General features: G+C 56.2%; 23 protein-coding genes. 14 read left to right on the plus strand and 9 right to left on the minus strand.

From position 1 onward, the window contains the following. Positions 1-74 precede the first annotated feature (74 nt). Positions 75-1,823: a D-lactate dehydrogenase gene (gene dld / locus INF77_RS10255; RefSeq protein ID WP_193532353.1), complete on the minus strand. Its 1,749-nt coding sequence runs from the start codon at positions 1,821-1,823 to the stop codon at positions 75-77. A gap of 189 nt (positions 1,824-2,012) precedes the next feature. On the opposite strand from dld, the gene bglX reads away from it, so the two are divergent. The 5 genes from bglX (at position 2,013) to INF77_RS10280 (ending at position 8,208) form a co-directional block, all read left to right on the plus strand. Beyond that, positions 2,013-4,310: a beta-glucosidase BglX gene (gene bglX / locus INF77_RS10260; protein WP_041909044.1), complete on the plus strand. Its 2,298-nt coding sequence runs from the start codon at positions 2,013-2,015 to the stop codon at positions 4,308-4,310. Positions 4,311-4,456: 146 nt separating this feature from the next. Beyond that, entirely contained in the window at positions 4,457-5,374 is a 918-nt protein-coding gene (locus INF77_RS10265; RefSeq protein ID WP_041909045.1) for an ABC transporter substrate-binding protein, read from the plus strand. A 12-nt stretch (positions 5,375-5,386) separates the two neighbouring features. Continuing rightward, the gene (locus INF77_RS10270) at positions 5,387-6,544 is read left to right on the plus strand and encodes an ABC transporter permease (RefSeq protein ID WP_192986594.1); all 1,158 of its coding nucleotides are present in this window, start codon (positions 5,387-5,389) and stop codon (positions 6,542-6,544) included. Beyond that, complete coding sequence (locus tag INF77_RS10275) at positions 6,537-7,487, plus strand: ABC transporter ATP-binding protein (protein WP_045259742.1); 951 nt, start codon at positions 6,537-6,539, stop codon at positions 7,485-7,487. The genes INF77_RS10270 and INF77_RS10275 overlap by 8 nt, the downstream gene beginning before the upstream one ends. Then, a complete protein-coding gene (locus tag INF77_RS10280) occupies positions 7,471-8,208 on the plus strand; it encodes an ABC transporter permease (RefSeq protein WP_193532354.1) in 738 nt (245 codons plus the stop codon). Before INF77_RS10275 ends, INF77_RS10280 begins: the two co-directional genes overlap by 17 nt. On the opposite strand, the gene INF77_RS10285 is transcribed toward INF77_RS10280, so the two are convergent. Next, positions 8,183-8,296: a protein YohO gene (locus tag INF77_RS10285; RefSeq protein WP_008500895.1), complete on the minus strand. Its 114-nt coding sequence runs from the start codon at positions 8,294-8,296 to the stop codon at positions 8,183-8,185. The two genes, INF77_RS10280 and INF77_RS10285, sit on opposite strands and share 26 nt — an antisense overlap. A gap of 69 nt (positions 8,297-8,365) precedes the next feature. Then, positions 8,366-9,106, minus strand: a complete 741-nt coding sequence (gene mlrA / locus INF77_RS10290; protein WP_028013838.1) for an HTH-type transcriptional regulator MlrA — start codon at positions 9,104-9,106, stop codon at positions 8,366-8,368. 218 nt (positions 9,107-9,324) lie between these two features. Between mlrA and INF77_RS10295 the strand changes: the two genes are divergently transcribed. From INF77_RS10295 to INF77_RS10305, 3 genes are read left to right on the plus strand one after another with little or no spacing between them, the layout of a single operon-like run. Continuing rightward, the gene (locus tag INF77_RS10295; RefSeq protein WP_041909056.1) at positions 9,325-11,010 is read left to right on the plus strand and encodes a sensor histidine kinase; all 1,686 of its coding nucleotides are present in this window, start codon (positions 9,325-9,327) and stop codon (positions 11,008-11,010) included. Beyond that, a complete protein-coding gene (gene btsR, locus INF77_RS10300; protein WP_193532355.1) occupies positions 11,004-11,723 on the plus strand; it encodes a two-component system response regulator BtsR in 720 nt (239 codons plus the stop codon). The genes INF77_RS10295 and btsR overlap by 7 nt, the downstream gene beginning before the upstream one ends. 46 nt (positions 11,724-11,769) lie before the next feature. Then, entirely contained in the window at positions 11,770-12,240 is a 471-nt protein-coding gene (locus tag INF77_RS10305; protein WP_045259745.1) for a DUF1456 family protein, read from the plus strand. Between the two features lie 31 nt (positions 12,241-12,271). Here the strand turns inward: INF77_RS10305 and metG are convergent, their stop codons facing one another. Further along, the gene (metG, locus tag INF77_RS10310; RefSeq protein ID WP_047363114.1) at positions 12,272-14,305 is read right to left on the minus strand and encodes a methionine--tRNA ligase; all 2,034 of its coding nucleotides are present in this window, start codon (positions 14,303-14,305) and stop codon (positions 12,272-12,274) included. Between the two features lie 137 nt (positions 14,306-14,442). Here metG and apbC point away from each other — a divergent pair, with 137 nt between their 5' ends. Further along, a complete protein-coding gene (gene apbC, locus INF77_RS10315) occupies positions 14,443-15,552 on the plus strand; it encodes an iron-sulfur cluster carrier protein ApbC (RefSeq protein ID WP_028013834.1) in 1,110 nt (369 codons plus the stop codon). 93 nt (positions 15,553-15,645) lie between these two features. On the opposite strand, the gene INF77_RS10320 is transcribed toward apbC, so the two are convergent. Both INF77_RS10320 and INF77_RS10325 read right to left on the minus strand, forming a co-directional pair. Beyond that, on the minus strand, positions 15,646-16,125 hold the full coding sequence (locus tag INF77_RS10320) for a GNAT family N-acetyltransferase (protein ID WP_045259769.1): 480 nt from the start codon (positions 16,123-16,125) through the stop codon (positions 15,646-15,648). Continuing rightward, a complete protein-coding gene (locus INF77_RS10325) occupies positions 16,076-16,408 on the minus strand; it encodes an RcnB family protein (RefSeq protein ID WP_008500887.1) in 333 nt (110 codons plus the stop codon). Before INF77_RS10325 ends, INF77_RS10320 begins: the two co-directional genes overlap by 50 nt. Before the next feature lie 475 nt (positions 16,409-16,883). Between INF77_RS10325 and INF77_RS10330 the strand changes: the two genes are divergently transcribed. The 4 genes from INF77_RS10330 (at position 16,884) to INF77_RS10345 (ending at position 21,237) form a co-directional block, all read left to right on the plus strand. Further along, on the plus strand, positions 16,884-18,023 hold the full coding sequence (locus INF77_RS10330) for a polysaccharide export protein (RefSeq protein ID WP_192986600.1): 1,140 nt from the start codon (positions 16,884-16,886) through the stop codon (positions 18,021-18,023). Further along, a complete protein-coding gene (locus INF77_RS10335) occupies positions 18,023-18,472 on the plus strand; it encodes a protein-tyrosine-phosphatase (RefSeq protein WP_047367952.1) in 450 nt (149 codons plus the stop codon). Before INF77_RS10330 ends, INF77_RS10335 begins: the two co-directional genes overlap by 1 nt. After that, entirely contained in the window at positions 18,472-20,646 is a 2,175-nt protein-coding gene (locus INF77_RS10340) for a polysaccharide biosynthesis tyrosine autokinase (RefSeq protein ID WP_193532356.1), read from the plus strand. Before INF77_RS10335 ends, INF77_RS10340 begins: the two co-directional genes overlap by 1 nt. Before the next feature lie 75 nt (positions 20,647-20,721). Further along, positions 20,722-21,237, plus strand: coding sequence for a protein disulfide oxidoreductase (locus INF77_RS10345; RefSeq protein WP_193532357.1), 516 nt, complete (start codon positions 20,722-20,724; stop codon positions 21,235-21,237). A 37-nt stretch (positions 21,238-21,274) separates the two neighbouring features. Here the strand turns inward: INF77_RS10345 and INF77_RS10350 are convergent, their stop codons facing one another. From INF77_RS10350 to INF77_RS10360, 3 genes are all read right to left on the minus strand, one after another. Beyond that, positions 21,275-22,741: an aspartate aminotransferase family protein gene (locus tag INF77_RS10350; protein WP_193359621.1), complete on the minus strand. Its 1,467-nt coding sequence runs from the start codon at positions 22,739-22,741 to the stop codon at positions 21,275-21,277. A gap of 18 nt (positions 22,742-22,759) precedes the next feature. Next, entirely contained in the window at positions 22,760-24,136 is a 1,377-nt protein-coding gene (locus INF77_RS10355; protein WP_014884533.1) for a diaminobutyrate--2-oxoglutarate transaminase, read from the minus strand. A gap of 343 nt (positions 24,137-24,479) precedes the next feature. Beyond that, on the minus strand, positions 24,480-25,487 hold the full coding sequence (locus INF77_RS10360; protein WP_193532358.1) for a LacI family DNA-binding transcriptional regulator: 1,008 nt from the start codon (positions 25,485-25,487) through the stop codon (positions 24,480-24,482). A gap of 236 nt (positions 25,488-25,723) precedes the next feature. Between INF77_RS10360 and INF77_RS10365 the strand changes: the two genes are divergently transcribed. After that, positions 25,724-26,965 carry an MFS transporter gene (locus INF77_RS10365; RefSeq protein ID WP_028013826.1) on the plus strand — a complete coding sequence of 414 codons (1,242 nt, stop codon included), beginning with the start codon at positions 25,724-25,726 and terminating at the stop codon, positions 26,963-26,965. Positions 26,966-26,971: the final 6 nt, after the last annotated feature.

The following is a 26,971-nucleotide window of genomic DNA, read 5'->3' on the forward strand; positions in this document are numbered from 1 at the left end:
TTTCTCCGGCGACAGACCGCTACTCTATTACGATTAAGGCGCGCGAAACAATCTCTCAAATTTGGCTGTAGGGTTTAATCAGACGCTTGCGTTATGCGCTGCTCCGCGTCTGCACTCTCTTTCCAGTATTTCTTCCGCGTTGTTTTCCCGATCCCGGGGTTCATGCTGTTTGTAGGGTCATTCTCGCGATAAAACTGCTTAAGGGCGTCAGGGGCTTTATAAAGATGCCCGACGTTGTGTTCCGCAGGATATTGTGCGCCACGCTCGCGCAGCAGGGCGAGCATCTGCTCCTTCAGTTCGTGTGCATCTAGCCCTTTTTTGACGATATAATCCTGATGGAAGACGTAGCACATAAAGTGGCCGTAATAGAGCTTATGCACCAGCTTGCTGTCGATTTCCGGCGGCAGATGCTCAAACCATTCGGTGTCGTTGCGTCGCAGGGCGATATCCAGCGCCAGAATATCTTCCACTTCTTCGGAATGCACCGCCTGGTAACGGATAGCGGCACCCGCCGCGGCGAAGCGGTGCAGGAAGGCTTTGCTGCCTTCTTCCGGCGTGCAGGCAAAGAAATCACCCTCAGCCGTCCTGAAGAACTCGGTCAGCCAGCTCTGCGCTTCGGCGATCCCGTCCCCGGCCATTTTCAGCAGCAGGTGATGTTCGTACTTATCACGCCAGGTTTTCATTCGCTCCGGCAGATGCGCAGGGAAAACGTTGCCCAGCTTCTGCATAAAGCGGTCGGTAAAGTGGGGCTTGAACAGCGGCACTTTCTCCAGCATCGCGTCGGTGCGGCCCTTCATGGTGAAGAAGAACGGCATTTTGTCGGTGCCAAGCTTATCGATCATCAAAAAGGTGTCTTTCCCGTAGCGCTCCGCGATGTCGTAAATATCCCGATGCATGTACTCGCCCGCCACCGGCAGGTGGGTGAATTCGCCCAGAATATGGCGACGAATTTCAGTCAGGACCTCAGGCTGATTGGTGCCGATGTAAAATACCTGCTGCTTTTTCTCTGCCGGGAAGGTGTCGAGACGCACCGCAAAAACCGCCAGCTTGCCCGCGCAGCCGGACGATTCAAACAGGCGATCCGGATCGGCGTTGTAGCGCGCCGGGGTATCGGCCTCGATATCGCGTACGCGGGTGATGTAATCGTGGTCGTGCGCGTGGCGACCATCGTGCTGCACGTCTTCGTCCCTCACGCGGTCGTCGTCGAGCTTGCTGAGGATCTGTTCCGGCGTTACGCCCAGATCGATGCCCAGGTGGTTCACCAGCGTCAGCTTGCCGTTTTCATCAATGCGGGCAAAAAGTGACATTTCGGTGTAGGCCGGGCCGCGCTGGACCAGCGAACCGCCGGAGTTATTGCAGATCCCACCGACCACCGAGGCGCCAATGCAGGAGGAGCCGATCACCGAGTGCGGCTCGCGGCCCAGCGGCTTAAGCGCTTTTTCCAGCGAGTAGAGCGTGGTGCCCGGGAACGCGAGCACCTGCTCGCCTTTGTCCAGCAGGTGCAGCTTGTCGAGGCGCAGGGTGCTGATAATCACGATATCGCGATCGTAATCGTTGCCGTTCGGCGTGGAACCTTCGGTCAGGCCGGTGTTGGCCGCCTGCATTAAAATAATTTTGTCCGCCGCAACGCAGGCGCTCAGCACGCGCCACAGCTCCAGCAGCGTGCCGGGGAAGACCACCGCCAGCGCGTCACCCTGGCCGGAGCGGAAACCCTTGCGGTAGCGGGCGGTTTTGGCCGGGTCGGTAAGCAGGTGAGAGGAGCCAACCAGGCGCGACAGTTCGTTAATAAATGTTTTGTTATCGTCAGTTCGAACAGAAGTCATCTTCCACTCCTTGTGGTGGGGCAAATTTCTCGCTGTAAAGCATAGCGCGATTAACTGTTCAGCGGTCGAGTATTCACGAGAAAAATCAGAGAATAACCCTGCAACGTTCAGAGGGTTTATGGCACACTGCGCTTTTCGCACGGTCTGGCCGGGTGCTTCCCGCGGTTATTGATGAGAGAGAATAACAACATGAAATGGCTATGTTCTGTAGGTGTCGCCGTCAGCCTGGCGCTGCAACCTGCGCTGGCAGAGGATTTGTTTGGTAATCACCCGCTCACGCCTGAAGCCCGCGACGCGTTTGTCACGGAGTTGCTTAAGAAGATGACGGTCGATGAAAAAATCGGCCAGCTGCGTCTGATCAGCGTTGGCCCGGATAACCCGAAAGAGGCCATCCGCGAGATGATCAAAGAGAACCAGGTGGGCGCGATTTTTAACACCGTCACCCGCCAGGATATCCGCGCCATGCAGGATCAGGTGATGCAGCTCAGCCGCCTGAAAATCCCGCTGTTCTTCGCCTACGACGTGGTGCACGGCCAGCGCACCGTCTTCCCGATCAGCCTCGGCTTAGCCTCCTCGTTTAACCTCGACGCGGTGAAAACCGTCGGGCGCGTGTCGGCCTATGAAGCGGCGGACGACGGCCTGAACATGACCTGGGCACCGATGGTGGACGTCTCGCGCGATCCGCGCTGGGGCCGCGCCTCGGAAGGCTTCGGTGAAGATACCTATTTAACGGCCACGATGGGCAAAACCATGGTGGAAGCGATGCAGGGCAAGAGCCCGGCGGACCGCTACTCGGTAATGACCAGCGTTAAACACTTCGCGGCCTACGGCGCCGTGGAAGGCGGTAAAGAGTACAACACCGTCGACATGAGCCCACAGCGCCTGTTTAACGACTACATGCCGCCGTACAAGGCAGGGCTGGATGCGGGCAGCGGCGCGGTGATGGTGGCGCTGAACTCGCTGAACGGCACGCCTGCGACCTCTGATTCCTGGCTGCTGAAAGACGTGCTGCGCGACCAGTGGGGCTTTAAGGGCATCACCGTTTCTGACCACGGCGCGATTAAAGAGCTGATCAAGCACGGCACGGCGTCCGATCCGGAAGACGCGGTGCGCGTTGCGCTCAAGTCCGGCATCAACATGAGCATGAGCGACGAGTACTACAGCAAATACCTGCCGGGGCTGGTAAAGAGCGGCAAGGTAACGATGGCGGAGCTGGACGATGCCGCGCGCCACGTGCTGAACGTGAAATATGACATGGGGCTGTTTAACGATCCGTACAGCCACCTGGGGCCGAAAGATTCTGACCCGGCGGATACCAACGCCGAAAGTCGCCTGCACCGTAAAGAGGCGCGTGAAGTGGCGCGCGAAAGCCTGGTGCTGCTGAAGAACCGCCTCGACACACTGCCGCTGAAAAAATCCGGCACTATTGCTGTGGTCGGCCCGCTGGCTGACAGCAAGCGCGACGTGATGGGCAGCTGGTCTGCCGCGGGCGTGGCCGATCAGTCCGTTACCGTCCTGACCGGCATCAAGAGCGCCGTCGGTGAAAACGCCAAAGTGGTGTACGCCAAAGGGGCGAACGTCACCGACGATAAAGACATCGTCACCTTCCTCAACCAGTACGAGGAAGCGGTGAAGGTCGATCCGCGCACACCGAAGGAGATGATCGACGAAGCGGTCAATGCGGCGAAGCAGTCTGACGTCGTTGTCGCGGTCGTGGGGGAAGCGCAGGGTATGGCGCACGAAGCCTCCAGCCGTACTGACATCACCATCCCGCAGAGCCAGCGCGATCTGATCGCCGCCCTGAAAGCGACCGGCAAGCCGCTGGTGCTGGTGCTGATGAACGGTCGTCCGCTGGCGCTGGTGAAAGAGGACCAGCAGGCTGACGCCATTCTGGAAACCTGGTTCGCCGGCACCGAAGGCGGTAACGCCATCGCCGACGTATTGTTTGGCGATTACAACCCGTCGGGCAAGCTGCCGATGTCCTTCCCGCGCTCCGTCGGGCAGATCCCGGTTTACTACAGCCACCTGAACACCGGCCGCCCGTACAACGCCGACAAGCCGAACAAATACACGTCTCGTTACTTTGACGAAGCTAACGGCCCGCTCTACCCGTTTGGTTATGGCCTGAGCTATACCACCTTCAAGGTCTCTGAGGTGAAAATGTCGGCGCCGAGCCTGAAGCGTGACGGCAAGGTCACCGCCAGCGTCGAGGTGACCAACACCGGCAAGCGTGAAGGGGCAACGGTGATTCAGATGTACGTGCAGGATGTCACCGCCTCGATGAGCCGTCCTGTGAAGCAGCTGCGCGGCTTTGAGAAGGTCAATCTCAAGCCTGGCGAAACCAAAACCATCAGCTTCCCGATTGACGTGGATGCCCTGAAGTTCTGGAACCAGCAGATGAAATATGATGCGGAACCGGGCAAGTTTAACGTCTTTATCGGGGTGGATTCCGCCCGCGTAAATAAAGGCGAGTTCGAGCTGCTGTAACCTTTCCCTCCTTTGCATCCCCCGTTCATCGGGGGATGCGTCTTACCTTATGCTAAAAAGGCATTTTGCCGGGTAAATCCGCCGTTTTAAGCTACGCTTTTCTCTCAAGCCTCTGAAAAAGGCAGCAAAAAAATGAGGATAGCGGAATGACGATTAAATCGGGGATGGTAGTTTCTGCGGCGCTACTCGCGGCGCTAAGCCTGCCGTTACAGGCGGCGGAGCCGGTAAAAGTGGGCTCAAAGATCGATACCGAGGGCGCGCTGCTCGGGAATATTATTCTCCAGGTGCTGGAAAGCCACGGCGTGAAAACCGTCAATAAAGTTCAGCTGGGCACCACGCCCGTCGTGCGCGGCGCGATTACCTCCGGCGAGCTGGATATCTATCCTGAATATACCGGCAACGGCGCGTTCTTCTTTAAAGAAGAGAACGATCCAGCATGGAAAAACGCCAAAGCTGGCTATGAAAAAGTCAAAAAACTCGACGCGGAACAGAACAAGCTGGTCTGGCTGACCCCAGCCCCGGCCAACAATACCTGGACTATCGCCGTGCGTAAGGACGTGGCGGAGAAAGGGAAGCTCACCTCGCTTGCGGATCTCAGCCGCTACCTGAAAGAGAAGGGCGACTTTAAGCTTGCGGCGTCCGCGGAGTTTATCGAGCGTCCTGACGCGCTGCCTGCATTCGAAAAAGCGTACGATTTCAAGCTCGACCAGGCGCAACTGCTCTCGCTGGCGGGCGGAGATACGGCGGTAACCATTAAGGCGGCGGCGCAGCAAACCTCCGGCGTTAACGCGGCGATGGCCTACGGCACCGACGGCCCGGTCGCGGCGCTGGGTCTGCAAACCCTGACCGATCCAAAAGGCGTTCAGCCGATCTACGCTCCAACCCCGGTTGTGCGTGAGGCGGTGCTGAAAGCCTACCCGGATATTGCTGAATGGCTCAAACCGGTCTTCGAAAAGCTGGATGAAAAAACGCTGCAACAGCTGAATGCCAGCATTGCCGTCGAGGGACTGGATGCCAAAAAAGTGGCCGCCGACTTCCTGAAACAACAAGGGCTTGTGAAGTAACGGGAAAGGGCTGTGCCAATAAAATGTCATAACCGCGTACTGCTGCTGTTGGCCTGCGTGGCCATCGCGGCGGTCGCGTTACCGTTTGTGAACGTCGCGCCTAACCGCCTGATGTCGGGGGAAGGGCGTGCTCTCTGGGACGTATGGTCGTTCACGCCGTGGTGGCTGGCGGCTGCGCTGGCCGCGTGGGTTGCACTGTCGCTCTGGCAAGGGCGAACGGCGCAGTGGCTGACGCTGCTGCTTTCGGAAGGTCTCTTTATCGCGCTGTTCTGGAGCGCGGGGCTGGCGGCAACGCATATGGCCTCGGCGGAAAGTCCGCTGGCGAGAACCACGCCAGGCAGCGGCCTGTGGCTCTGGCTGGCTTTGTGTTTACTGGCCAGCAGCGATGCGATTCGTCGTCTCATCGCCAGTTCTGTCTGGCGCTGGGTGCTTAATGCGCAGATATGGTCTATTCCGCTGCTGTTATTGTTCAGCGGTGAACTGAACAACCTCTCGCTGTTAAAAGAGTACGCCAACCGTCAGGAGGTGTTTGATGATGCCCTGGCGCAACATTTGACGATTCTTTTCGGCACGCTGATCCCGGCGCTGCTGATCGGGATACCGCTCGGCATGTGGTGTTATCGTCATCCCTCACGTCAGGGTAGCATCTTTGCTGTACTCAACGTCATCCAGACCATTCCCTCCGTTGCGCTGTTTGGCCTGCTGATTGCCCCTCTGGCCGGGCTGGTGAAGTCGTTTCCCGCGCTGGGCGCGGTGGGTATCGCCGGAACGGGGTTAACGCCCGCGCTGATTGCGCTGGTGCTGTACGCGCTGCTCCCGCTGGTGCGCGGCGTAGTCGCGGGCTTAAGCCAGGTTGCGCCGGATGTGCTGGAAAGCGCCCATGCGATGGGGATGAGCGCGCGACAGTGTTTCTGGAAGATACAGCTCCCGCTGGCGCTGCCCCTGCTGCTGCGCAGCCTGCGTGTGGTAGCGGTTCAGACCGTTGGCATGGCGGTGATTGCCGCGCTGATTGGAGCGGGCGGCTTTGGCGCGCTGGTGTTCCAGGGGCTGCTGAGCAGCGCCCTCGATCTGGTGTTGTTAGGCGTAGTCCCTACCATTGCGCTGGCGGTTGTCGTCGACGCCCTGTTTGCCTTATGGCTCGCGCTGCTCAGGAGAAGAGCCAATGATTGAATTTCATGATGTGAGTAAAACCTTTGCCGGCCGCCCGGCGGCAAGCCATCTGAACCTGAACTTTGCCGAGGGGGCATTTTCCGTGCTGATTGGCACTTCGGGCTCGGGAAAATCCACCACGCTGAAGATGATCAACCGGCTGGTGGAGCATGACAGCGGGTTAATTCGCTTTGCCGGGGAAGAGATCCGCAGCCTGCCGGTGCTGGAGCTGCGCCGCCGAATGGGCTATGCCATTCAGTCTATCGGCCTGTTTCCGCACTGGACGGTGGCACAGAACATCGCCACCGTGCTGCAGCTGGAGAAATGGTCGCGGGCTAAAATCGCTGACCGCGTTGATGAACTGATGTCTCTGCTGGGGCTGGAGCCCGCGTTGCGCGAGCGCTATCCTCACCAGCTCTCCGGTGGGCAACAGCAGCGCGTGGGCGTGGCGCGCGCGCTGGCGGCTAACCCGCAGGTGCTGCTGATGGATGAACCCTTTGGCGCGCTGGATCCCGTTACGCGCGGGGCGCTGCAAACGGAGATGACCCGCATTCACCGCATTCTTGGTCGAACCATCGTCCTCGTGACGCACGATATAGATGAAGCCCTGCGCCTGGCCGACCATCTGGTGCTGATGGACCACGGCGAGGTGGTGCAGCAGGGCGCGCCGCTTGCGCTGCTGACCAGCCCCAAGAATGACTTTGTACGCGAGTTTTTTGGCCGCAGCGAGCTGGGCGTCAGGCTGCTCTCCTTGCGGACGGTCGGAGACTATATGCGCCGGGAGAATGCACCGCCCGGCGGGGAACCGTTACAGGAGCAGATGAGCCTGCGGGATGCCCTCTCCGCGTTTGTCGCGCGCCGGTGCGAAGTCCTGCCCGTGGCGGATGTCCGGGGTGCGCCGTGCGGCAGCCTGCATTTTCGCGATCTGCTGGCCGGGGAGGTGACGCGTGAAGGCACTGCGTGATCCGCTCCTCTGGCTGGTAGCGCTCTTTGTCGCCTTACTGTTTCTGATGCCTCACAGCGCGGCGCTGTTTAACACTCTTTTTCCGGGGCTACCGCGGCCAGTGTATCAGCAGGAGAGCTTTATTAACCTTGCCCTGGCGCATCTCTGGCTGGTGGCGCTCTCAAGCGTCATCGCGGTGGTGCTGGGAGTAGGGGCGGGCATCGCGGTCACGCGACCTGCGGGCCGGGAGTTTCGTCCGCTGGTGGAGACGGTTGCGGCCATTGGACAGACGTTTCCGCCGGTGGCGGTGCTGGCGATAGCGGTGCCGGTGATGGGTTTTGGTCAGCAGCCCGCGATTATTGCGCTGATTCTGTACGGCGTGTTGCCCGTTCTGCAGGGCACGCTGGCGGGCGTTGCGGCGGTCCCGGCGTCTGTTTTAAGCGTGGCGGAAGGGATGGGGATGAGCCGCTGGCAGCGGCTGCGCAATGTAGAACTGCCGCTTGCGGCACCGGTTATTATTGCCGGGATCCGCACGTCGGTGATCATTAACATCGGGACGGCGACCATTGCGTCTACGGTCGGTGCCAATACGCTGGGAACGCCGATCATCATCGGCTTAAGCGGGTTTAATACGGCTTATATTGTGCAGGGGGCGGTACTGGTCGCGCTGGCGGCCATCGTTGTCGATCGCCTTTTTGAGCGGCTGGCGCTGTACCTCAGCCGACACCGCCACGAACGATAAACGAGTATCCTGCAAGCATCACCCCGCCGATACCGCTTACGGCCATCAGGACAAAAAGGGTAATAATGGCGAGTTTGGTTGCCTTCATCATGTGCTCCTGTTGTTAACGGAACAATTATACGGTGAAGCGCAGCTGTTAATGAACCATTAAATGCCGTTATGGCTCATCCGGGCCAAGGGAATAAACCGGATAACCATGCTCACGCCACTCCGTCAGCAGCTGTTGCTGCGTGGCGGACGGCACTTCGCCACACCAGACCAGCAGGGTCTGGCCGTCGAAAAACTCGGGTTTGAGCTGCCCCAGCGAGTGCGCAAGGACATCCACGCGCCAGCCCTTTTGGGTGGCGATCCACGCTTCCAGCCACAGACGGGTGGTATCGTGCACGTTCCAGCCGACCACCAGCGCATCTTTTCCTGCCTTATTCTTCGCCGAGGCAAGACAGACGGCAATATAGTTGATCAGCACCCCGTCAAGCATGCTGAGCAGCGCCTGCAGGGTAGACTGTTGGCACTGCAGGCGCCGACGGAGCGGAATGAAAAGATGGGTGATAAGCGTTTTCGCCGGATAATCGCGACCCTGCTCTTTGATCCAGGCGCGCAGTCGCTGCAGGTTACCCGCCTGAAGGAGCCGCAGCAGCGTTTCCTGCTGCTCGCGCCAGAGGCGTTGCGTGTCCGGGTCGTCGTGGCTCAGCAGGGACTTTACTTTCCCGACCTGCACCCCGTTGTCGATCCAGCTTTTGATTTCGCGGATCCGGTCGATATCGGCATCGTTGAAAAGGCGATGACCACCGTCCGTCCTCTGCGGTTTGAGCAATCCATACCGTCGCTGCCACGCCCGTAGGGTAACGGGATTGATATCACAAAGGAGTGCCACTTCACCGATTGTGTAAAGCGCCATATTTGCCCCCTGGCTTACGCGTCCCCAGCTTAACTGTAGACCCACTTTGCCGAACCAGGAAGAATTGATTAATTTTTAAACAAATAATGCGAACCATGCACGATGTGCAGAAAAAGATGTGATAACGGACACGATTTTGCGCTTTTTTGGGGCGCTTCAAAGAAAGTTCAGCCGCATCCGTGTATGTTACGCGTTTTTTAGCGTGTGCGGTTTTGAGTATGTACGAGTTTAACCTGGTGCTGCTGTTGCTTCAGCAGATGTGCGTGTTTCTGGTCATTGCCTGGCTGATGAGCAAAACGCGTCTTTTCATTCCGCTGATGCAGGTCACCGTACGCCTGCCGCACAAGCTGCTCTGCTACGTCACCTTCTCTATTTTTTGCATCATGGGGACCTACTTCGGCCTCCATATCGAAGACTCTATTGCTAATACGCGCGCCATCGGCGCGGTGATGGGCGGGCTGCTGGGCGGCCCGGTCGTCGGTGGCCTTGTCGGTTTAACCGGTGGGCTGCATCGCTATTCCATGGGCGGGATGACGGCGCTCAGCTGCATGATCTCGACGATCGTCGAAGGGCTGCTTGGTGGCCTGGTGCACAGCTATATGATTAAGCGCGGTCGCCCGGACAAGGTGTTTAGCCCGCTTACCGCCGGGGCCATCACATTTGTGGCTGAAATGGCGCAGATGGCGATCATTCTGCTGATTGCCCGCCCGTTCGAGGATGCGCTGCACCTGGTCAGCAGTATTGCCGCCCCGATGATGGTGACCAACACCGTCGGCGCGGCGCTGTTTATGCGTATTCTGCTCGACAAGCGCGCCATGTTTGAGAAGTACACCTCGGCCTTTTCCGCCACGGCGCTGAAGGTTGCCGCCTCGACCGAAGGGATCCTGCGTCAGGGGTTTAACGAAGAGAACAGCATGAAGGTTGCCCAGGTGCTCTATAAAGAGCTGGATATCGGTGCGGTGGCCATTACCGATCGCGAAAAGCTGCTGGCGTTTACCGGCACCGGAGACGATCACCACCTGCCGGGCAAACCGATCTCGTCGACCTATACGCTGCGCGCCATTGAAACCGGCGAAGTAGTGTATGCCGACGGTAACGAAGTGCCTTACCGCTGCTCGCTGCATCCGCAGTGCAAGCTGGGCTCCACGCTCGTCATTCCGCTGCGCGGGGAAAATCAGCGAGTGATGGGCACCATCAAGCTGTATGAGGCGAAAAACCGTCTGTTCAGCTCCATCAACCGCACGCTGGGGGAGGGTATCGCCCAGCTTCTTTCCGCGCAAATTCTGGCCGGGCAGTATGAACGGCAGAAAGCCCTGCTGACGCAGTCTGAAATTAAGCTGCTGCATGCCCAGGTCAATCCGCATTTCCTGTTTAATGCCCTCAATACGCTCAAAGCGGTGATTCGCCGCGACAGCGATCAGGCCGCGCAGCTGGTGCAGTTTTTGTCGACCTTTTTCCGTAAAAACCTGAAGCGCCCGTCAGAGATCGTGACCCTCGCCGACGAAATTGAGCACGTGAATGCCTATCTGCAAATTGAGCAGGCGCGGTTTCAGTCCCGCCTGCAGGTGTCGCTCTCCGTTCCGGACGAGCTGGCGTATCAGCATCTTCCGGCCTTTACCCTGCAGCCTATTGTGGAGAATGCCATCAAGCACGGTACCTCGCAGCTGCTGGGAAGAGGGGAGATAACCATTGCTGCCAGCCGTTTTAACCACCATCTGGTGCTGGATATTGAAGATAACGCCGGGCTGTACCAGCCTTCCGCTTCGGGCGGATTAGGGATGAGCCTGGTGGATAAACGTCTGCGCGCCCATTTTGGCGACGACTGTGGCATTACCGTCGCCTGCGAGCCTGACCGTTTTACCCGTATTACCGTTCGACTGCCGCTGGAGGAAAACGCATGTTAAGAGTGCTGATTGTGGATGACGAGCCGTTGGCACGGGAAAACCTGCGCGTTCTGCTGCAGGAGCAGCCAGACATTGAGATTGTGGGGGAGTGCGCCAACGCCATTGAGGCCATCGGTGCGGTGCACAAGCTGCGCCCGGACGTGCTGTTCCTCGACATTCAGATGCCGCGCATCAGCGGGCTGGAGATGGTCGGCATGCTCGACCCGGCGCATCGTCCCTACATCGTGTTTCTGACGGCGTTCGACGAATATGCCGTTAAGGCTTTTGAGGAGCACGCGTTCGATTATTTACTCAAGCCGATTGAAGAGAAGCGGCTGGAAAAAACGCTCACCCGTTTACGCCAGGAGCGAACCGCCCAGGACGTTACGCTGTTGCCGGAGAACCAGCAGCCGCTGAAATTTATCCCCTGCACCGGGCACAGCCGGATTTATCTGCTGCAAATGGATGATGTGGCCTTTGTCAGCAGCCGCCTGAGCGGGGTGTTTGTCACCAGCGCGGAAGGGAACGAAGGGTTTACCGAGCTGACCCTGCGCACGCTGGAGAGCCGCACGCCGCTGATTCGCTGTCACCGTCAGTATCTGGTGAACATGGCACACCTGAAGGAGATCCGTCTGGAAGATAACGGCCAGGCCGAGCTGGTGCTGCGCGCCGGGCAGACCGTCCCCGTCAGCCGCCGCTATCTGAAAAGTTTGAAAGAGGCGATTGGCCTGTAAAACTGGTACACTGCGCGCCATTGCATCATCGACATTCGAAGGCTCTATGCTAAGTAACGATATTCTTCGTAGCCTGCGCTACACCCTGAAAGCAAACAATAACGACATGGTGCGCATTCTTGCGCTGTCCGACATGGAATCCACGTCTGCAAATTTTGATACCTGGATGACCAAAGAGGACGAAGAGGGCTTCGTCCGCTGCCCGGACATCATTCTGTCGGGTTTTCTGAACGGGCTGATCTACGATAAGCGTGGAAAAGATGACTCCGCGCCCGAGCTGGCGCTGGAGCGTCGCGTGAACAACAACACGGTGCTGAAAAAGCTGCGTATCGCCTTCTCGCTGAAAACGGACGATATCCAGGCGATCATGACCGAGCAGAAATACCGCGTGTCGATGCCGGAAATCACTGCCATGATGCGCGCGCCGGACCACAAAAATTACCGCGAGTGCGGCGACCAGTTTCTGCGTAATTTCCTGCGCGGGCTGACCCATCGGGTGCATCACCCGAAACCATAAAAAAAGCCGGAGATTATCTCCGGCTTTTTTGTTATTTCACCTGCTGGCCCGGCTTCGCGCCTTCGTCTGGGCTTAACAGGAAGATATCCTTCCCGCCAGGGCCTGCTGCCATCACCATCCCCTCGGAAATGCCGAAGCGCATTTTGCGCGGCGCCAGGTTAGCGACCATCACGGTTTGACGGCCGATCAGCACCTGCGGGTCCGGGTAGGCAGAACGGATGCCGGAGAAGACGTTGCGCTTCTCGCCGCCGAGATCCAGCGTCAGGCGCAGCAGCTTGTCAGAGCCTTCCACGAATTCTGCGTTTTCAATCAGCGCCACGCGCAGATCGACTTTAGCGAAGTCATCAAAGGTGATGGTTTCCTGAATCGGATCGTCCGCCAGCGGGCCGGTTACCGGTGCTGCAGCCGCTTTCACCTCTTCTTTAGAGGCTTCGACCAGCGCTTCAACCTGCTTCATCTCAATGCGGTTATACAGCGCCTTAAAGGTGTTCACCTTGTGGCCGAGCAGCGGCTGCGCCATTGCATCCCAGGTCAGTTCGGTGTTCAGGAACGCTTCAGCGCGGGCTGCCAGCTGCGGCAGAACCGGCTTCAGGTACGTCATCAGCACGCGGAACAGGTTGATGCCCATGGAGCAGATGGCCTGCAGATCGGCATCGCGGCCTTCCTGTTTAGCGACAACCCACGGCGCCTGCTCGTCCACATAGCGGTTAGCCAGGTCAGCCAGCGCCATGATTTCACGCACTGCTTTACCGAACTCGCGCGTTTCCCAGGCTTCGCCAATGGTGGCTGCCGCGTCGGTGAAGGTTTGGTACAGGGCAGGGTCCGCAAGTTCAGCGGCCATTACGCCGTCAAAGCGCTTGGCGATAAAGCCCGCGTTACGGGACGCCAGGTTCACCACCTTGTTGACGATGTCTGCGTTCACGCGCTGCACGAAATCTTCCAGGTTCAGGTCGATATCGTCGATGCGGGAAGAGAGCTTCGCGGTGTAGTAGTAGCGCAGGCTGTCCGCGTCGAAGTGGTTCAGCCAGGTGCTGGCTTTGATGAACGTCCCGCGGGACTTGGACATTTTCGCGCCGTTCACCGTGACGTAGCCGTGTACGAACAGGTTGGTCGGCTTGCGGAAGTTGCTGCCTTCCAGCATGGCCGGCCAGAACAGGCTGTGGAAGTAAACGATGTCTTTGCCGATGAAGTGGTACAGCTCGGCGGTAGAGTCTTTCTTCCAGTATTCGTCGAAGCTGACGGCGTCGCCACGCTTGTCGCACAGGTTCTTGAAGGAGCCCATGTAGCCGATTGGCGCGTCCAGCCAGACGTAGAAATATTTGCCCGGCGCATTCGGGATTTCGAAGCCAAAGTACGGCGCATCGCGGGAGATATCCCACTGCTGCAGGCCGGATTCGAACCACTCCTGCATCTTGTTCGCCACCTGCTCCTGCAGCGCGCCACTGCGGGTCCACGCCTGCAGCATTTCGCTGAAGGACGGCAGGTCGAAGAAGAAGTGCTCGGAATCACGCATCACAGGTGTGGCGCCGGATACCACGGATTTGGGCTCAATCAGTTCGGTCGGGCTGTAGGTCGCGCCGCAGACTTCGCAGTTATCGCCGTACTGATCCGGGGATTTACATTTTGGACAGGTGCCTTTGACGAAACGGTCCGGCAGGAACATGCCTTTTTCCGGATCGTACAGCTGAGAGATAGTGCGGTTTTTGATGAAACCGTTCTCTTTCAGACGGGTGTAGATCAGCTCCGACAGCTCGCGGTTTTCGTCGCTGTGCGTGGAGTGATAGTTGTCATAGCTGATGTCAAAGCCAGCAAAATCGGTCTGATGCTCCTGACTCATTTCGGCAATCATCTGCTCCGGGGAAATCCCCAGCTGCTGCGCTTTCAGCATAATCGGCGTGCCGTGGGCATCGTCCGCACAGATGAAGTTAACCTCGTGGCCGCGCATTCGCTGGTAACGGACCCAGACATCAGCCTGGATATGCTCCAGCATGTGGCCGAGGTGGATTGAGCCGTTGGCGTACGGCAGGGCGCACGTTACCAGAATTTTTTTCGCGACTTGAGTCATAGTAGGCATTACTTCTTTTAACTGTGAAAAGGGTTTTCGATATTACCAAAAGGGGCATTATTAAGTAAGCACAAACCACGGCCTTTCAGGTAAACTTGTTTGTCTAAGGTCTTATTCACAAGAACAAAGGAGTCGGGATGAGTTCTCAATCCCAGGCCAAATCACCGGAAGCCTTACGAGCAATGGTCGCCGGGACGCTGGCTAACTTTCAGCATCCAACCCTGAAACATAACCTCACTACGCTGAAAGCGTTGCACCACGTCGCGTGGCTGGACGATACGCTGCACGTTGAAGTGCAGATGCCGTTCGTCTGGACCAGCGCCTTTGACGCGCTGAAAGAGCAGACCAGCGCCGAGCTGCTGCGCATTACCGGTGCGAAAGCGATTGACTGGAAGCTGAGCCACAGCATTGCCACGCTGAAGCGTGTGAAAAATCAGCCGGGCGTCAACGGGGTGAAAAACATCATCGCCGTGAGTTCAGGTAAGGGTGGGGTGGGTAAATCCTCTACCGCCGTCAACCTCGCGCTCGCGCTGGCGGCGGAAGGGGCAAAGGTCGGTATTCTGGATGCCGATATCTACGGTCCGTCTATTCCAAACATGCTGGGTGCGGAAAATCAACGTCCAACCTCGCCGGACGGCACGCATATGGCGCCGATCGTGGCGCACGGTCTGGCGACCAACTCCATCGGTTACCTGGTGACCGACGATAACGCCATGGTCTGGCGCGGCCCGATGGCCAGCAAAGCGCTGCTGCAGATGCTGCAGGAAACGATGTGGCCGGATCTGGATTATCTGGTGCTGGACATGCCGCCGGGCACCGGTGACATTCAGCTGACGCTGGCGCAGAACATCCCGGTAACGGGGGCCGTTGTGGTCACCACGCCGCAGGATATCGCGCTGATCGACGCCAAAAAAGGCATCGTGATGTTTGAGAAAGTGGAAGTGCCGGTGCTCGGCATCGTCGAGAACATGAGCATGCACATCTGCAGCAACTGCGGACACCATGAGCCTATCTTTGGTACGGGTGGGGCGGAAAAACTGGCTGCGCAGTATCACACCCAACTGCTGGGGCAGATGCCGCTACATATTTCCTTGCGTGAAGATCTGGACAGCGGGAAGCCGACGGTCGTCAGCCGTCCGGACAGCGAGTTCGCTGAGATGTATCGCCAGCTGGCGGGGCGCGTTGCGGCGCAGCTGTACTGGCAGGGTGAAGTGATCCCGGGTGAAATCGCCTTCCGCGCGGTGTAACCCCCCAGCGCTGGATTGCCGGGTGGCGGCTTCGCCTTACCCGGCCTACGAAATACGATTTTGTAGGTCAGGTAAGCGAAGCGCCACCTGACTTTACCCAAGCCGGTAATGCATAAGATAGTACTCTCCCTCAGGAGAATTCCCCGTCGCCTCAATGTGCCAGCCGTGCCGCTGGTAAAACGTAATAGCCCGCGCATTTTTCACCAGACACTTGAGTGAGCCCGTGCTGGTAAACGTCTTCTGTACGTGCTCAAGTAACACATGTCCGACGCCCAGGCTCTGATACTGCGGGTCGACAAACAGGTTGTGCAGAAAATTATCGTTCGTCCAGACTGAGGCAAAGCCAAGTCGGTGCCCATCCTGCTCCGCCACCCAAATCTCTTCGTCCAGGGTTGCCGCGTCAAAATCTTCAAGCTGCCACGCAGAACTGTCCAGCCACGGCCAGGCTTCACGCCGGGCGTGGAGGTAGAGCGTACGCAGGAAAGGGCGGTCGCTCTCCTGCCACGGACGGATTACGATCGTATCAGCGATGATAGAAAATATCTCCATTGTAGGCTTTGTAGATTTTGCCATCTGCATCGCCAATCAGGACGTAGTTTTCGCCCATGTAGGTCCAGTGGGTACCGGCATCCGGTGCCGGAAGGTTACGCAGCTGGTACTGTTTAATGGTGTACTCCGGCGTTTGATACTGCGCCGGTGCCGTATCGCCGATTTTAAACTTCGTGAAATCGGCGATGAACTCTTGTTCTTCATAGGCCTTGATGCCCGATGGCGCAGCGGCGGTTTGCGGGGCAGAAAACGCAGAGCCCGCCAGAGACAGTAATACACCCAGAAGCAGCAATTTACGCTTAGCCATTTTTTCTCCAGTGATAGTGTTTCAGAGACTTTCGTCTGCAGGGCACACAGCACAAGACAGACGGTCTATTTTAAGTATCAAAGCATGATGCGTTTGATAAAAAATGTAACAAAAGTGGAGGGGTTTGGGTAGTCGATAACGGTGATGCTCATCATTGCGGTGAATGTTGACTGTGCGGAATATTTGTTATTTTTATTATTTTATTAATCTATTCTGAAAATAAGTTTATACGTCAAAATAGCACCGTTAAGCGAATGCTTTCGTAAGGGATAACATTTAATATCGCGGCGCATAAAGTATTATTACTCTCCGTTTTCTTGCGCAATTGTGCGCTGTTTTTTAACTTTTTAAACAACAGCGAACGTGTGTTTTACAGTATCACGGGGAAATAATAAATAACGATATTTCAATGTCTTGCTTGCTTTTTTTTGCGAGTTAACTACCCAGCGCAACGATAAATCAACATTTTATATAAATGAAAAATACAACTGCTCTTTTACTGTCCTTTCTGACGCTTAGCCAGCTAACAGGATGTGTATTTTCACCAGGCCAGAACTTAAGTCTTTCCGGGAAAAAAGTCACTACCGATGAGGAAATTAACGATCCGCTGGACAAACGCGTGGAAGTTTTTCCTTTAACCCCTGGATTGATTGAAAAACTGCGCCCACCCGTTTCTAAATCTCAGGCAAATCCTACTCTGGATGAGCAGCTCAAAAACTGGGAATACCGCATTGGCTCAGGGGACATTTTGACGGTCACCGTCTGGGATCACCCTGAACTCACGACGCCCGCAGGGCAGTACCGTAGCGCGAGCGACGCGGGTAACTGGGTTAACGCCGATGGTACGCTTTTCTACCCCTACGTTGGCAAGCTGAAAGTGGCGGGCAAAACGGTTTCGCAGGTACGTGAGGAGATCACCGCGCGGCTGGATGAGGTCATTGAGAGCCCTCAGGTGGACGTCAGCGTTGCCTCCTTCCGTTCTCAAAAAGCCTATATCACCGGAGAGGTTGAGAAATCGGGCCAGCAGCCAATAACCAATATTCCATTGACGGTAATGGATGCGGTGAACGCCGCGGGCGGTCTCTCTGCGGATGCCGACTGGCGTAACGTCGTGCTCACGCATGATGGCCAGGACTCACGCCTTTCCCTCTATGCTCTGATGCAACATGGCGATTTAACCCAAAATAAGCTGCTTTATCCGGGCGATATCCTGTTTGTTCCCCGGAACGACGCGCTGAAAGTGTTTGTGATGGGCGAGGTGGTTAAACAGAGCACCCTTAAGATGGATCGTAGCGGCATGACGCTGGCCGAAGCCCTGGGGAATGCAGGCGGGCTGAACCAGAATATGGCCGATGCAACCGGGATTTTTGTTATTCGCCCGGTTTCACGAAAAGGCGAGAAAGATAAAATCGCCAACATCTATCAACTCAATGCGGAAGATGCCTCAGCCATGGTGCTGAGCACAGAATTCGAGCTGGAACCGTACGACATTGTCTATGTCACGACGGCACCGCTTTCACGCTGGAATCGTGTGATCGCCCAGCTGGTACCCACCATCAGTGGCGTACATGACCTGACCGAAACCGTCCGTTACATCAGGTCGTGGCCGCAATAATGTTCAATTCAATTCTCGTGGTTTGCACCGGCAATATTTGCCGTTCACCGATTGGTGAGCGGCTGTTGCGCCAGCAGCTACCCGACGCGCAGGTGACCTCGGCAGGTATTTTCGGGCTTGAAGGACGCCCGGCGGATGCGACTGCAAAGGCAGTCGCCTTACGTCATGGCGTTTCGCTGGAAGGTCACGTGGCGCGTAAGGTCACACGTTATCTGTTACAAAAATCCGATTTGATTCTGGTGATGGAGCCAGAGCATCTCCGTTTTATTGCCTCAGTGGCGCCGGAGAATCGGGGGAAATCGCTGTTGTTTGGTCAGTGGCTGGAAACAAAGGACATTCCCGACCCGTATCGCAAAAGCCGGGAAGCCTTCGAATATGTTTTCGAGCAGTTAGGAAAAGCCAGTCAGGAATGGGCTCGTCGTTTGCGTCAACAAGGAATGAAGCAGTAATGTCGTCTCATAAATCAGACAAATTTGGTGCTGCGACACCGCATGATAATGAAATTGATCTCATTCAGCTGTTAGCTGAGATGTTTGATCATCGGGTAATGATAGCGTGCATCACGCTCCTGTTCACCGTATGCGCCGGGATCTATGCGTATAGCGTCACACCGATCTATCAGGCTGATGCCCTTGTGCAGATAGAAGCGAAGCAGGACAACTCGTTGCTCAAAAGCTTAAGCCAGTTTGGTACTGATCTTTCACCTGATGTTGCGCCCGAACTCTTGCTGCTCAAGTCGCGGATGATTCTGGGAGAGACCGTTGATAAGCTGGGGCTAACGTACAGCGTCAAACGGCGCGTGCTGCCCGTCATTGGGCCGCTGCTGGAACGAGGGCGTAAAGCCGGTGAACTGACAATTGGCGCGCTTACTCTTCCTCTTCTGGAAGACAAGCCACAGGAACTTTTACTGACCGTTCAGGAACAGGGCCGGTATCACCTCGAAGGAAAAACGCTTGAGGCTGATGGCGTTGTTGGGAAAACGCTGGTTAAAGACGGAGTAACGCTGCTTGTCACCTCGCTCAGTGCGGCACCAGGCACCCGGTTTGCCCTCAAAACCGTCACAAAGCTTGAAGCAATTAACGCCCTTCAGCGCCGACTCATTGTTTCTGAGTCGGCGAAGCAGAGCGGAATTATCACCTTAACGCTGACGGGCGAGGACCCTGACAAGATCGCCGTGGTGCTCAACACCATTGCTGAAAATTATCTCAGCCAGAATATTGCGCGCCAGGAAGCTAAAGATACCCGCAGCCTGACGTTTTTACAGGACCAATTACCTAAAATCAGGCGCGAACTGGATGAAGCAGAAGCACGACTGAACGCCTACAGAGAGCAGCGCGATTCTGTCGATCTATCCCTTGAGGCGAAGACGGTTCTCGATCAGGTTGTTAATGTGGAAAATCAGCTTAACGAGCTGACGTTCCGCGAAGCAGAAGTTTCTCAGCTTTTCAAAAAGGATCACCCAACCTACCGCGCCTTACGGGAAAAAAAACAGACCCTGGAGCAGGAACGTACGCGCCTGAATAACCGCGTCTCATCCATGCCTTCTACGCAGCAGGAAATTTTGCGTTTAAGCCGTGACGTTGAGTCCGGGCGCACCATCTACCTGCAGCTGCTGACGCGTCAGCAGGAGCTGAATATCTCGCGCTCCAGCGCCATCGGAAACGTGCGGATCATTGACCCGGCAGTAACGCAGCCTGGACCCGTCAAACCGCACAAAGTGATTATCATTGTGTTCGGTATGCTGGTGGGATTGATGCTCTCTGCAGGAACGGTGTTGGTGCGCTCTGCGTTTAAACGGGGCATCACTTCGTCTGAACAGCTGGAAGCGCAGGGAATGCCTCTTCTGGCTACGCTCCCGCGTTCAGTGTGGCTATGGAAAAAAACGCATTTGCGCAGAAGGACGCTGTTTGCTTCCCACTGGAAGCACAGGACGTCAAACGTACCTTTCCTGCCCGTTGACCGACCGGCGGATATATTTGTCGAGGCGGTGCGCGGGTTACGCACCAGTCTGCATTTTACCATGATGAATGCCGTTAATCGGATAGTGGTGATTTCAGGCCCTTCGCAGGACTGCGGAAAGACTTTGGTTAGCACCTCGCTGGCGTCGATTGCCGCTCAGGCAGGTCAACGGGTACTGTTTATTGATGCGGATATGCGCAAGGGATATGTTCACAATATTTTCAAACTGAACAACCAGCATGGGTTGTCCGGCGTGCTGGGGGGAAGCGTAGAGTGGCAGGATGCGATTCAACGCTTCGAGAAAGGTGGCTTTGATGTCTTGACCTGTGGGCCTCAGCCTTCGCATCCTGTCGAGCTGCTTATGAATGAGCGCTTCCAGACGGTAATGTCACGAATAGGCAAAGAGTACGACATCGTGATTGTCGACACGCCACCGGTGCTGGCCGTGACGGATGCGCTACTCGTCGCCAGAGCCGCGGCAACCACGTTGCTGGTTGCCCGTTTCGGTAAAACCAGCGTCAAAGAGATCGAAAACTGTCGGAAGCGTCTGCAGCAGATGGGCGTCCAGGTTGAAGGCGCGATTCTTAATGATATTGTGAAATCCGCTGCGTTCTATTACCACTCGGGTTATAGCCATTACAACTACGGCTATACCCCGGAATAAAGTGACGCGACATTTCTTTACAGCATGACGCCGAATAGCCCGCTAAGATGACCTCCGTTAAATTGAGAGGTCATAATGGATAACCGTAAATTGAGTCGCCTGCACCGCTGGGCGCGGGAAGGGATCATACTCATTCTGCTTACGCTGGCGATTATGTGGGGCGTGGATCAATACCGAAAGCCGTCATTACCCGCCAGCTTTAGCGCAACGCCTATGCAGAGCATCGACGGTAACATTCACGATATCGCGGCGCTCAGCAAGGAGCGCCCCCTGCTGATTTACGTCTGGGCAACCTGGTGCAGCATCTGTCGTTATACGACACCTGCGGTCGATAAGCTGGCAAAAGAGGGCGGTAACGTCGTAAGCATTGCCATGCGCTCCGGTGACGATGCAAAGCTCGCTCGCTGGGCTGAAAAGAAAAACCTGAGTATGCCGGTGATTAACGATGCAAACGGTGCCGTGTCGCAGCAGTGGCAGGTGAGCGTAACGCCGACGCTGGTGATTGTGTCAAAGGGGAAAGTAGTCAGTACCACAACGGGCTGGACGAGCTACTGGGGATTGAAAATCAGAATGTGGTGGGCAGGCGTATAAAGATAACCCCTCTTCCGACGGAAGAGGGGTTTTTGTATTACTTCGCGAGAACTTCCTGCGCGGTGCGCTCAACCAGCGACAGCAGGATTATGATATCCTCCAGCGTCACGGTTGGGTTCAGCAGAGTCAGCTTCAGGCAGGTGATGCCGTTATGCTCGGTCACACCGACGTTTGCACGGCCGGATTCCAGCAGCGCATCACCAATTTTCTGGTTCAGCAGGGCGATGCCCGCGTCGTCCATCTGCACCTGGCCACGGAAGCGGAACAGCACGCTTGCCAGCTGTGGCTGCATAACCAGTTCCAGAGCAGGCTGCTCTTTCACGTAGGCCGCAACCTGCTGCGCCAGCGTTACGCCGTGATCGATGATCGCCGCGTATTGCTCCTGACCCAGCGCTTCCAGGCTCATCCACAGCTTCAGCGCGTCGAAACGACGGGTGGTCTGCAGAGATTTGGACACCAGATTAGGCACGCCCGCTTCTTCGTCGAACTCAGAGTTCAGGTAGGCCGCCTGATAGCGCATCAGCTCATAGTGACGCGCTTCTTTCAGCAGGAACGCGCCGCAGCTGATGGTCTGGAAGAACTGCTTGTGGAAGTCCAGGGTGACGGAATCCACCAGCTCGATGCCGTCCAGGTAGTGACGATACTGATCAGACATCAGCAGCGCGCCGCCCCAGGCCGCGTCAACGTGTACCCAGATGTTCTGCTTCGCCGCCAGTTCAGCAATGGCACGCAGCGGATCGATAGCACCGGCATCGGTAGTACCTGCCGTCGCGACGATGGCCAGAATCTGCTCCCCGTTCGCGTTGCACTGCTCGATTTTCGCCGCCAGATCGGTCAGATCCATGCGGGAGAACTCGTCGGTTTTCACCTGCACTACGGACTGATAGCCCAGGCCCATCAGCGCCATGTTTTTCTGCACGGAGAAGTGTGCGTTTTCGGAGCACAGCACGCGAATTTTGCGCAGATCGCCCACCAGACCGTCCTGCTGAACGGAGTGGCCCTGACGCGCGAAGAATGCGTCACGCGCCAGCATCAGACCCATCAGGTTGCTCTGGGTACCGCCGCTGGTGAAGACACCCGCGTCGCCAGCCTGATAACCCACGCGGGTACGCAGCCACTCGATCAGTTTGATCTCAATAATGGTTGCGGACGGGCTTTGATCCCAGGAGTCCATACTCTGGTTAGTGGCGTTGATCAGCACTTCCGCCGCCTGGCTTACCACCAGGCTTGGGCAGTGCAGGTGCGCCACACACTGCGGGTGATGAACGGACAAGCTGTCTTTCAGGAAGAACTCCACGGCGCGTTCAATCGCCGCTTCGTTGCCCAGCCCTTTCGGGTTGAAATCCAGCTTAATACGGTCGCGCAGCTCCGCGACCGTTTTGCCCTGGTACATCTCAGGCTGCTTCAGCCACTGCATCACAGCCTGAGTGCTTTGTTCAATCGCCTGCTGGTAAGCTTCAATGCTCTGCGCAGAGGAGAACAAAATTGGGTTTGAATCTGACATCGTAATCAACTACTCCGGTTACGCCGGGCGAACGCCCGCAGCAAGCAGTGCCTGCTCGAATTTATCCAGGAAGATTTTCAGCTCTTCGTCGCTGATCAGCAGGGAAGGCAGCAGGCGCAGAACGATGCCGTTACGACCACCACGCTCCAGAATCAGACCGGCTTCAAAGCACTTCTTCTGAATCAGCGCAGACAGCTCGCCGTCGCCAGGGAAGCAGCCCATATGGTCAGCAGCTTCGTGTGGCTTAACGATCTCGATACCGATCATCATGCCCAGACCGCGCACGTGACCGATGACCGGATAACGTTTTGCCATCTCTTTCAGCTGGCCTTTCAGCCATTCGCCCTGTGCAGCCACTTTGCCCGCGATGTTCTGGTCTTTCAGGATTTTCAGCGTCGTCAGGCCGGTTGCCATTGCCAGCTGGTTGCCGCGGAAAGTACCGGTGTGGTGGCCTGGCGCCCATGCGTCGAACTGCTTTTTGATACCGAGCACGGCCAGCGGCAGACCGCCACCAACCGCTTTAGACATCACGATGATGTCTGGCTCGATGCCCGCGTGTTCGAAGGCGAAGAATTTACCGGTACGGGCAAAGCCAGCCTGAACTTCGTCGAGGATCAGTAGAATGCCGTGTTCCTGAGTCACTTTACGAATGCGCTGCAACCACTCAGCCGGAGCCGGGTTCACGCCGCCTTCGCCCTGAACGGCTTCCAGGATCACCGCGGCAGGCTTACGCACGCCGCTTTCAACGTCGTTGATCAGGTTGTCGAAGTAGTAAGTCAGCGCTTTCACGCCCGCTTCACCACCGATACCCAGCGGGCAGCGGTACTCGTGCGGGTAAGGCATGAACTGCACTTCTGGCATCATACCGTCAACCGCTTCTTTCGGAGACAGGTTGCCGGTCACGGACAGTGCGCCGTGGGTCATGCCGTGGTAACCACCAGAGAAGCTGATGATACCGCTACGGCCGGTCACTTTTTTCGCCAGCTTCAGCGCCGCTTCAACGGCGTCGGCACCGGATGGACCGGTGAACTGCAGGCAGTACTCTTTGCCCTGACCAGGCAGCAGAGAGAGCAGATATTCAGAAAACGCGTCTTTCAGAGGCGTAGTCAGATCCAGAGTGTGTAACGGCAAGCCGCTGGTAATGACATTTTGGATGCTTTTCAGCACATCAGGATGGTTATGGCCAAGCGCAAGGGTCCCTGCGCCTGCTAAACAGTCAAGGTATTCTTTATTATCTGCATCGGTGATCCACACGCCTTCTGCTTTAGTAATCGCTAAAGGCAGTTTGCGGGGATAACTCCTGACGTTAGATTCAAACTCGGCCTGACGGGCCAGATAGGTTTCGTTGCTTTTGTGGGCATCTACGGTGTCAATACGGACTTTATCCGTCATCATATCACTCCTACAACCGCCGCTTCGCTATGAGCCACGATTGAATAAAAAGTTAAAAAACAGATGGGGCCTGAAAAAAACGCCGCCAATATAGAGCCTTTTGTCACGGGGCTCAATGGTTAATTTGTTTACTGTTTTGTGACATGGAGCACAGGAGAGGCAATATCACCATTTTCAAAAAGAAAATTGCACTTTATTGGCAATAAAAACAATTGCTTATTCGGAGTTTGTTTGGGTTGTTAAATGACAGAAAAGAGTGTGACAAATCGTGCCATTGGCTGACAAAAGAAGGGGGTATGCTGCCTTCATACCCCCTTATTTTTCCATCAACGACAAAAAGCGTTAGTCACATGGCGCGCGCAATGGAATCACGCATTAAAAATGGGCTTTCAACGCGCGTCGTTTCCCGGTGTTGTGCTCCGTTAATAATGTGCAGGGCGCTCAGGCGACCAATTTCGTAGTGGGGCAACTGAACCGTTGAAAGAGGCGGCAAAAACAGCTCGCCAATGCCCACCATATTGTCATAGCCGATAACCGCGACATCTTCAGGGATGCGAAGCCCTTGCGCCAGCAGCGTCTGGTATACCATAAACGCGATACGATCGTTACCGCAGATAACGGAATCAAACCGCGGGATGCCGTTCCGGATACGCGCCAGCAATGCGGTCGGAATATCACGATAATGCTCATCCCCGTGCGCCATATACGCATGTTCCAGGCTGTCCGGGTCGATTCCGGCTTTACGGCAGGCGCGTTCAAGCCCCTGACGGCGTCGGGTTGTGGCCAGATGGCCCACAGGTAAATGCAGACACAGGGGCTGCCGATAGCCTTCTGCGAGTAATGCCCTGACGGCGGCGTACTGCCCCTGTTCATCATCCGGGATATAGCTGGCGACCTTTTCACCGACACTCTCGCAGTTGGCCAGCACGCAGGGGAGGGTGAGCAGCTTGGCAGGAAGAGGAACCTGACGTAACCCCATCGTGGTGTAGATAATCCCGTCTGGCCGATGGGAGAGCAGAAGATCGACAATGGCATCCGGATTGTCGTCAGCAAACATATTCATGACGAAGCTATTCCAGCCGTGCATCCTGGCCGTCTCTTCAATGGACAGCGTAATCTCCACCGAAAAAGGTGTCGTGACCGTATCGAGCGCTAGCACGCCTATGGTTTTAGGCGAAGCATTCGCGCCGCGTATTTTCTTGGCGGACAGATCGGGAACGTAGCTGGTTTGCTCGATAGCCCACTGTACGCGCGCCAGCGTTTCCGGTTTAAGGCGCTCCGGGCTGTTAAGCGCGCGGGAAACCGTCATCAGCGATACGTTAGCCAGCTTTGCGACGTCCTTCAGGGAAGCCATTTTCTTACTCCGTTAATGCTCTGTGAGAGGGTATACAACTAAGTCGCTGATGTAAAAGGAAGGCTGATGACCAGGCTAAGTCATGCTTACCTCAGTGATAAATTTATGATCGCGATCTCACTTCCTTAATGTTAACGTTAACTTTCGTGATTAACATCTTAAATCTTAATCAGGCAGCATGAGAAAGCATGAATGTTAACGTTACCATTGGGTCATTACTCCAACATGAGAATGCCATGATGAAAACGCATCACTCTCACAGCTATCCCTTACTGAGCGCATTACTGTTTTTCTTTTTTGTCACCTGGTCATCTTCCGGCTCGTTGCTCTCTATCTGGCTCCACCAGGAAGTGGGGTTAAAAGCGGGGGATACGGGCGTTATCTATGCCGTGCTTTCCGTCTCCGCGCTGTTTGCTCAAATCTGCTATGGATTTATTCAGGACAAACTCGGCCTGCGCAAAAACCTGCTCTGGTTTCTGACCAGTCTGCTTATTCTTTCCGGTCCGGCCTTTTTGCTGTTTGGCTATCTGCTGCAAATTAACGTGTTGCTGGGCAGTATTTTCGGCGGGATTTTTATTGGCCTGACGTTTAACGGTGGGATTGGGGTGCTGGAATCCTATACCGAACGCGTGGCCCGTCAGAGCCAGTTTGAGTTTGGCAAGGCGAGAATGTGGGGATCGCTTGGCTGGGCGGCGGCAACCTTTTTTGCGGGGCTCCTGTTTAACATCAATCCGAAGCTGAATTTCGCTGTCGCGAGCGGCGCCGGGCTGGTGTTTTTTGTTTTGCTCGCGCGCCTGCGGGTCTCTTCCGCACCGCACGCCATGCAGGAAGCGGTGTCCGGTGGCAAGGTGACGCTGGAAGACGCATTGCGCCTGCTGACGCTGCCGCGTTTCTGGGCGCTGGTGTTTTTCGTTATCGGCACCTGCATTTACGGCGTTTACGATCAGCAGTTCCCGGTCTATTTCTCATCACAGTTCCCGACGTTGCAGGAAGGGAACGCCATGTACGGCTATCTCAACTCCTTCCAGGTTTTCCTTGAGGCGGCGGGCATGTTTTGCGCTCCGTGGCTGGTGAACCGCCTCGGCGCGAAAAACGGCCTGATATTCGCGGGAATGGTGATGGCAATGCGTATGGTGGCATCTGGTCTGGTTGAGGGGCCGGTGCTCATCTCCATTACCAAGCTGCTGCACGCGGTAGAACTGCCCGTATTGCTGGTCTCGGTATTTAAATACAACAGCTTACATTTTGATAAGCGGCTCTCTTCCACGCTCTATCTGGTGGGCTTTGCCTGTACAAGCTCGGTGATTGCGTCTGTGCTGTCGCCGCTGGCGGGTTACAGCTATGAGAAATACGGCTTTGCCCAATCCTATCTCATTATGGGGCTGTTAGTTTTCAGCACCACGCTCATCTCCATCTTCCTGTTGCGCTCGGGTAAGTCTTCTTCTGACCCGCTCATGCCGCAACCCTCCACTATCTGACTGAAA

The sequence above is a fragment of the Enterobacter cloacae complex sp. P1B genome (assembly GCF_014982345.1).
Lineage (GTDB): Bacteria > Pseudomonadota > Gammaproteobacteria > Enterobacterales > Enterobacteriaceae > Enterobacter > Enterobacter bugandensis.

Excerpts from the sequence above, each read along its gene's own strand:
- dld (WP_193532353.1), bottom strand. The coding sequence starts at position 1,823 with ATGACTTCTGTTCGAACTGACGATAACAAAACATTTATTAACGAACTG.
- bglX (WP_041909044.1), top strand. The coding sequence starts at position 2,013 with ATGAAATGGCTATGTTCTGTAGGTGTCGCCGTCAGCCTGGCGCTGCAA.
- INF77_RS10265 (WP_041909045.1), top strand. The coding sequence starts at position 4,457 with ATGACGATTAAATCGGGGATGGTAGTTTCTGCGGCGCTACTCGCGGCG.
- INF77_RS10275 (WP_045259742.1), top strand. The coding sequence starts at position 6,537 with ATGATTGAATTTCATGATGTGAGTAAAACCTTTGCCGGCCGCCCGGCG.
- INF77_RS10285 (WP_008500895.1), bottom strand. The coding sequence starts at position 8,296 with ATGAAGGCAACCAAACTCGCCATTATTACCCTTTTTGTCCTGATGGCC.
- mlrA (WP_028013838.1), bottom strand. The coding sequence starts at position 9,106 with ATGGCGCTTTACACAATCGGTGAAGTGGCACTCCTTTGTGATATCAAT.
- INF77_RS10295 (WP_041909056.1), top strand. The coding sequence starts at position 9,325 with ATGTACGAGTTTAACCTGGTGCTGCTGTTGCTTCAGCAGATGTGCGTG.
- btsR (WP_193532355.1), top strand. The coding sequence starts at position 11,004 with ATGTTAAGAGTGCTGATTGTGGATGACGAGCCGTTGGCACGGGAAAAC.
- INF77_RS10305 (WP_045259745.1), top strand. The coding sequence starts at position 11,770 with ATGCTAAGTAACGATATTCTTCGTAGCCTGCGCTACACCCTGAAAGCA.
- metG (WP_047363114.1), bottom strand. The coding sequence starts at position 14,305 with ATGACTCAAGTCGCGAAAAAAATTCTGGTAACGTGCGCCCTGCCGTAC.
- apbC (WP_028013834.1), top strand. The coding sequence starts at position 14,443 with ATGAGTTCTCAATCCCAGGCCAAATCACCGGAAGCCTTACGAGCAATG.
- INF77_RS10320 (WP_045259769.1), bottom strand. The coding sequence starts at position 16,125 with ATGGCAAAATCTACAAAGCCTACAATGGAGATATTTTCTATCATCGCT.
- INF77_RS10325 (WP_008500887.1), bottom strand. The coding sequence starts at position 16,408 with ATGGCTAAGCGTAAATTGCTGCTTCTGGGTGTATTACTGTCTCTGGCG.
- INF77_RS10330 (WP_192986600.1), top strand. The coding sequence starts at position 16,884 with ATGAAAAATACAACTGCTCTTTTACTGTCCTTTCTGACGCTTAGCCAG.
- INF77_RS10335 (WP_047367952.1), top strand. The coding sequence starts at position 18,023 with ATGTTCAATTCAATTCTCGTGGTTTGCACCGGCAATATTTGCCGTTCA.
- INF77_RS10340 (WP_193532356.1), top strand. The coding sequence starts at position 18,472 with ATGTCGTCTCATAAATCAGACAAATTTGGTGCTGCGACACCGCATGAT.
- INF77_RS10345 (WP_193532357.1), top strand. The coding sequence starts at position 20,722 with ATGGATAACCGTAAATTGAGTCGCCTGCACCGCTGGGCGCGGGAAGGG.
- INF77_RS10350 (WP_193359621.1), bottom strand. The coding sequence starts at position 22,741 with ATGTCAGATTCAAACCCAATTTTGTTCTCCTCTGCGCAGAGCATTGAA.
- INF77_RS10355 (WP_014884533.1), bottom strand. The coding sequence starts at position 24,136 with ATGATGACGGATAAAGTCCGTATTGACACCGTAGATGCCCACAAAAGC.
- INF77_RS10360 (WP_193532358.1), bottom strand. The coding sequence starts at position 25,487 with ATGGCTTCCCTGAAGGACGTCGCAAAGCTGGCTAACGTATCGCTGATG.
- INF77_RS10365 (WP_028013826.1), top strand. The coding sequence starts at position 25,724 with ATGATGAAAACGCATCACTCTCACAGCTATCCCTTACTGAGCGCATTA.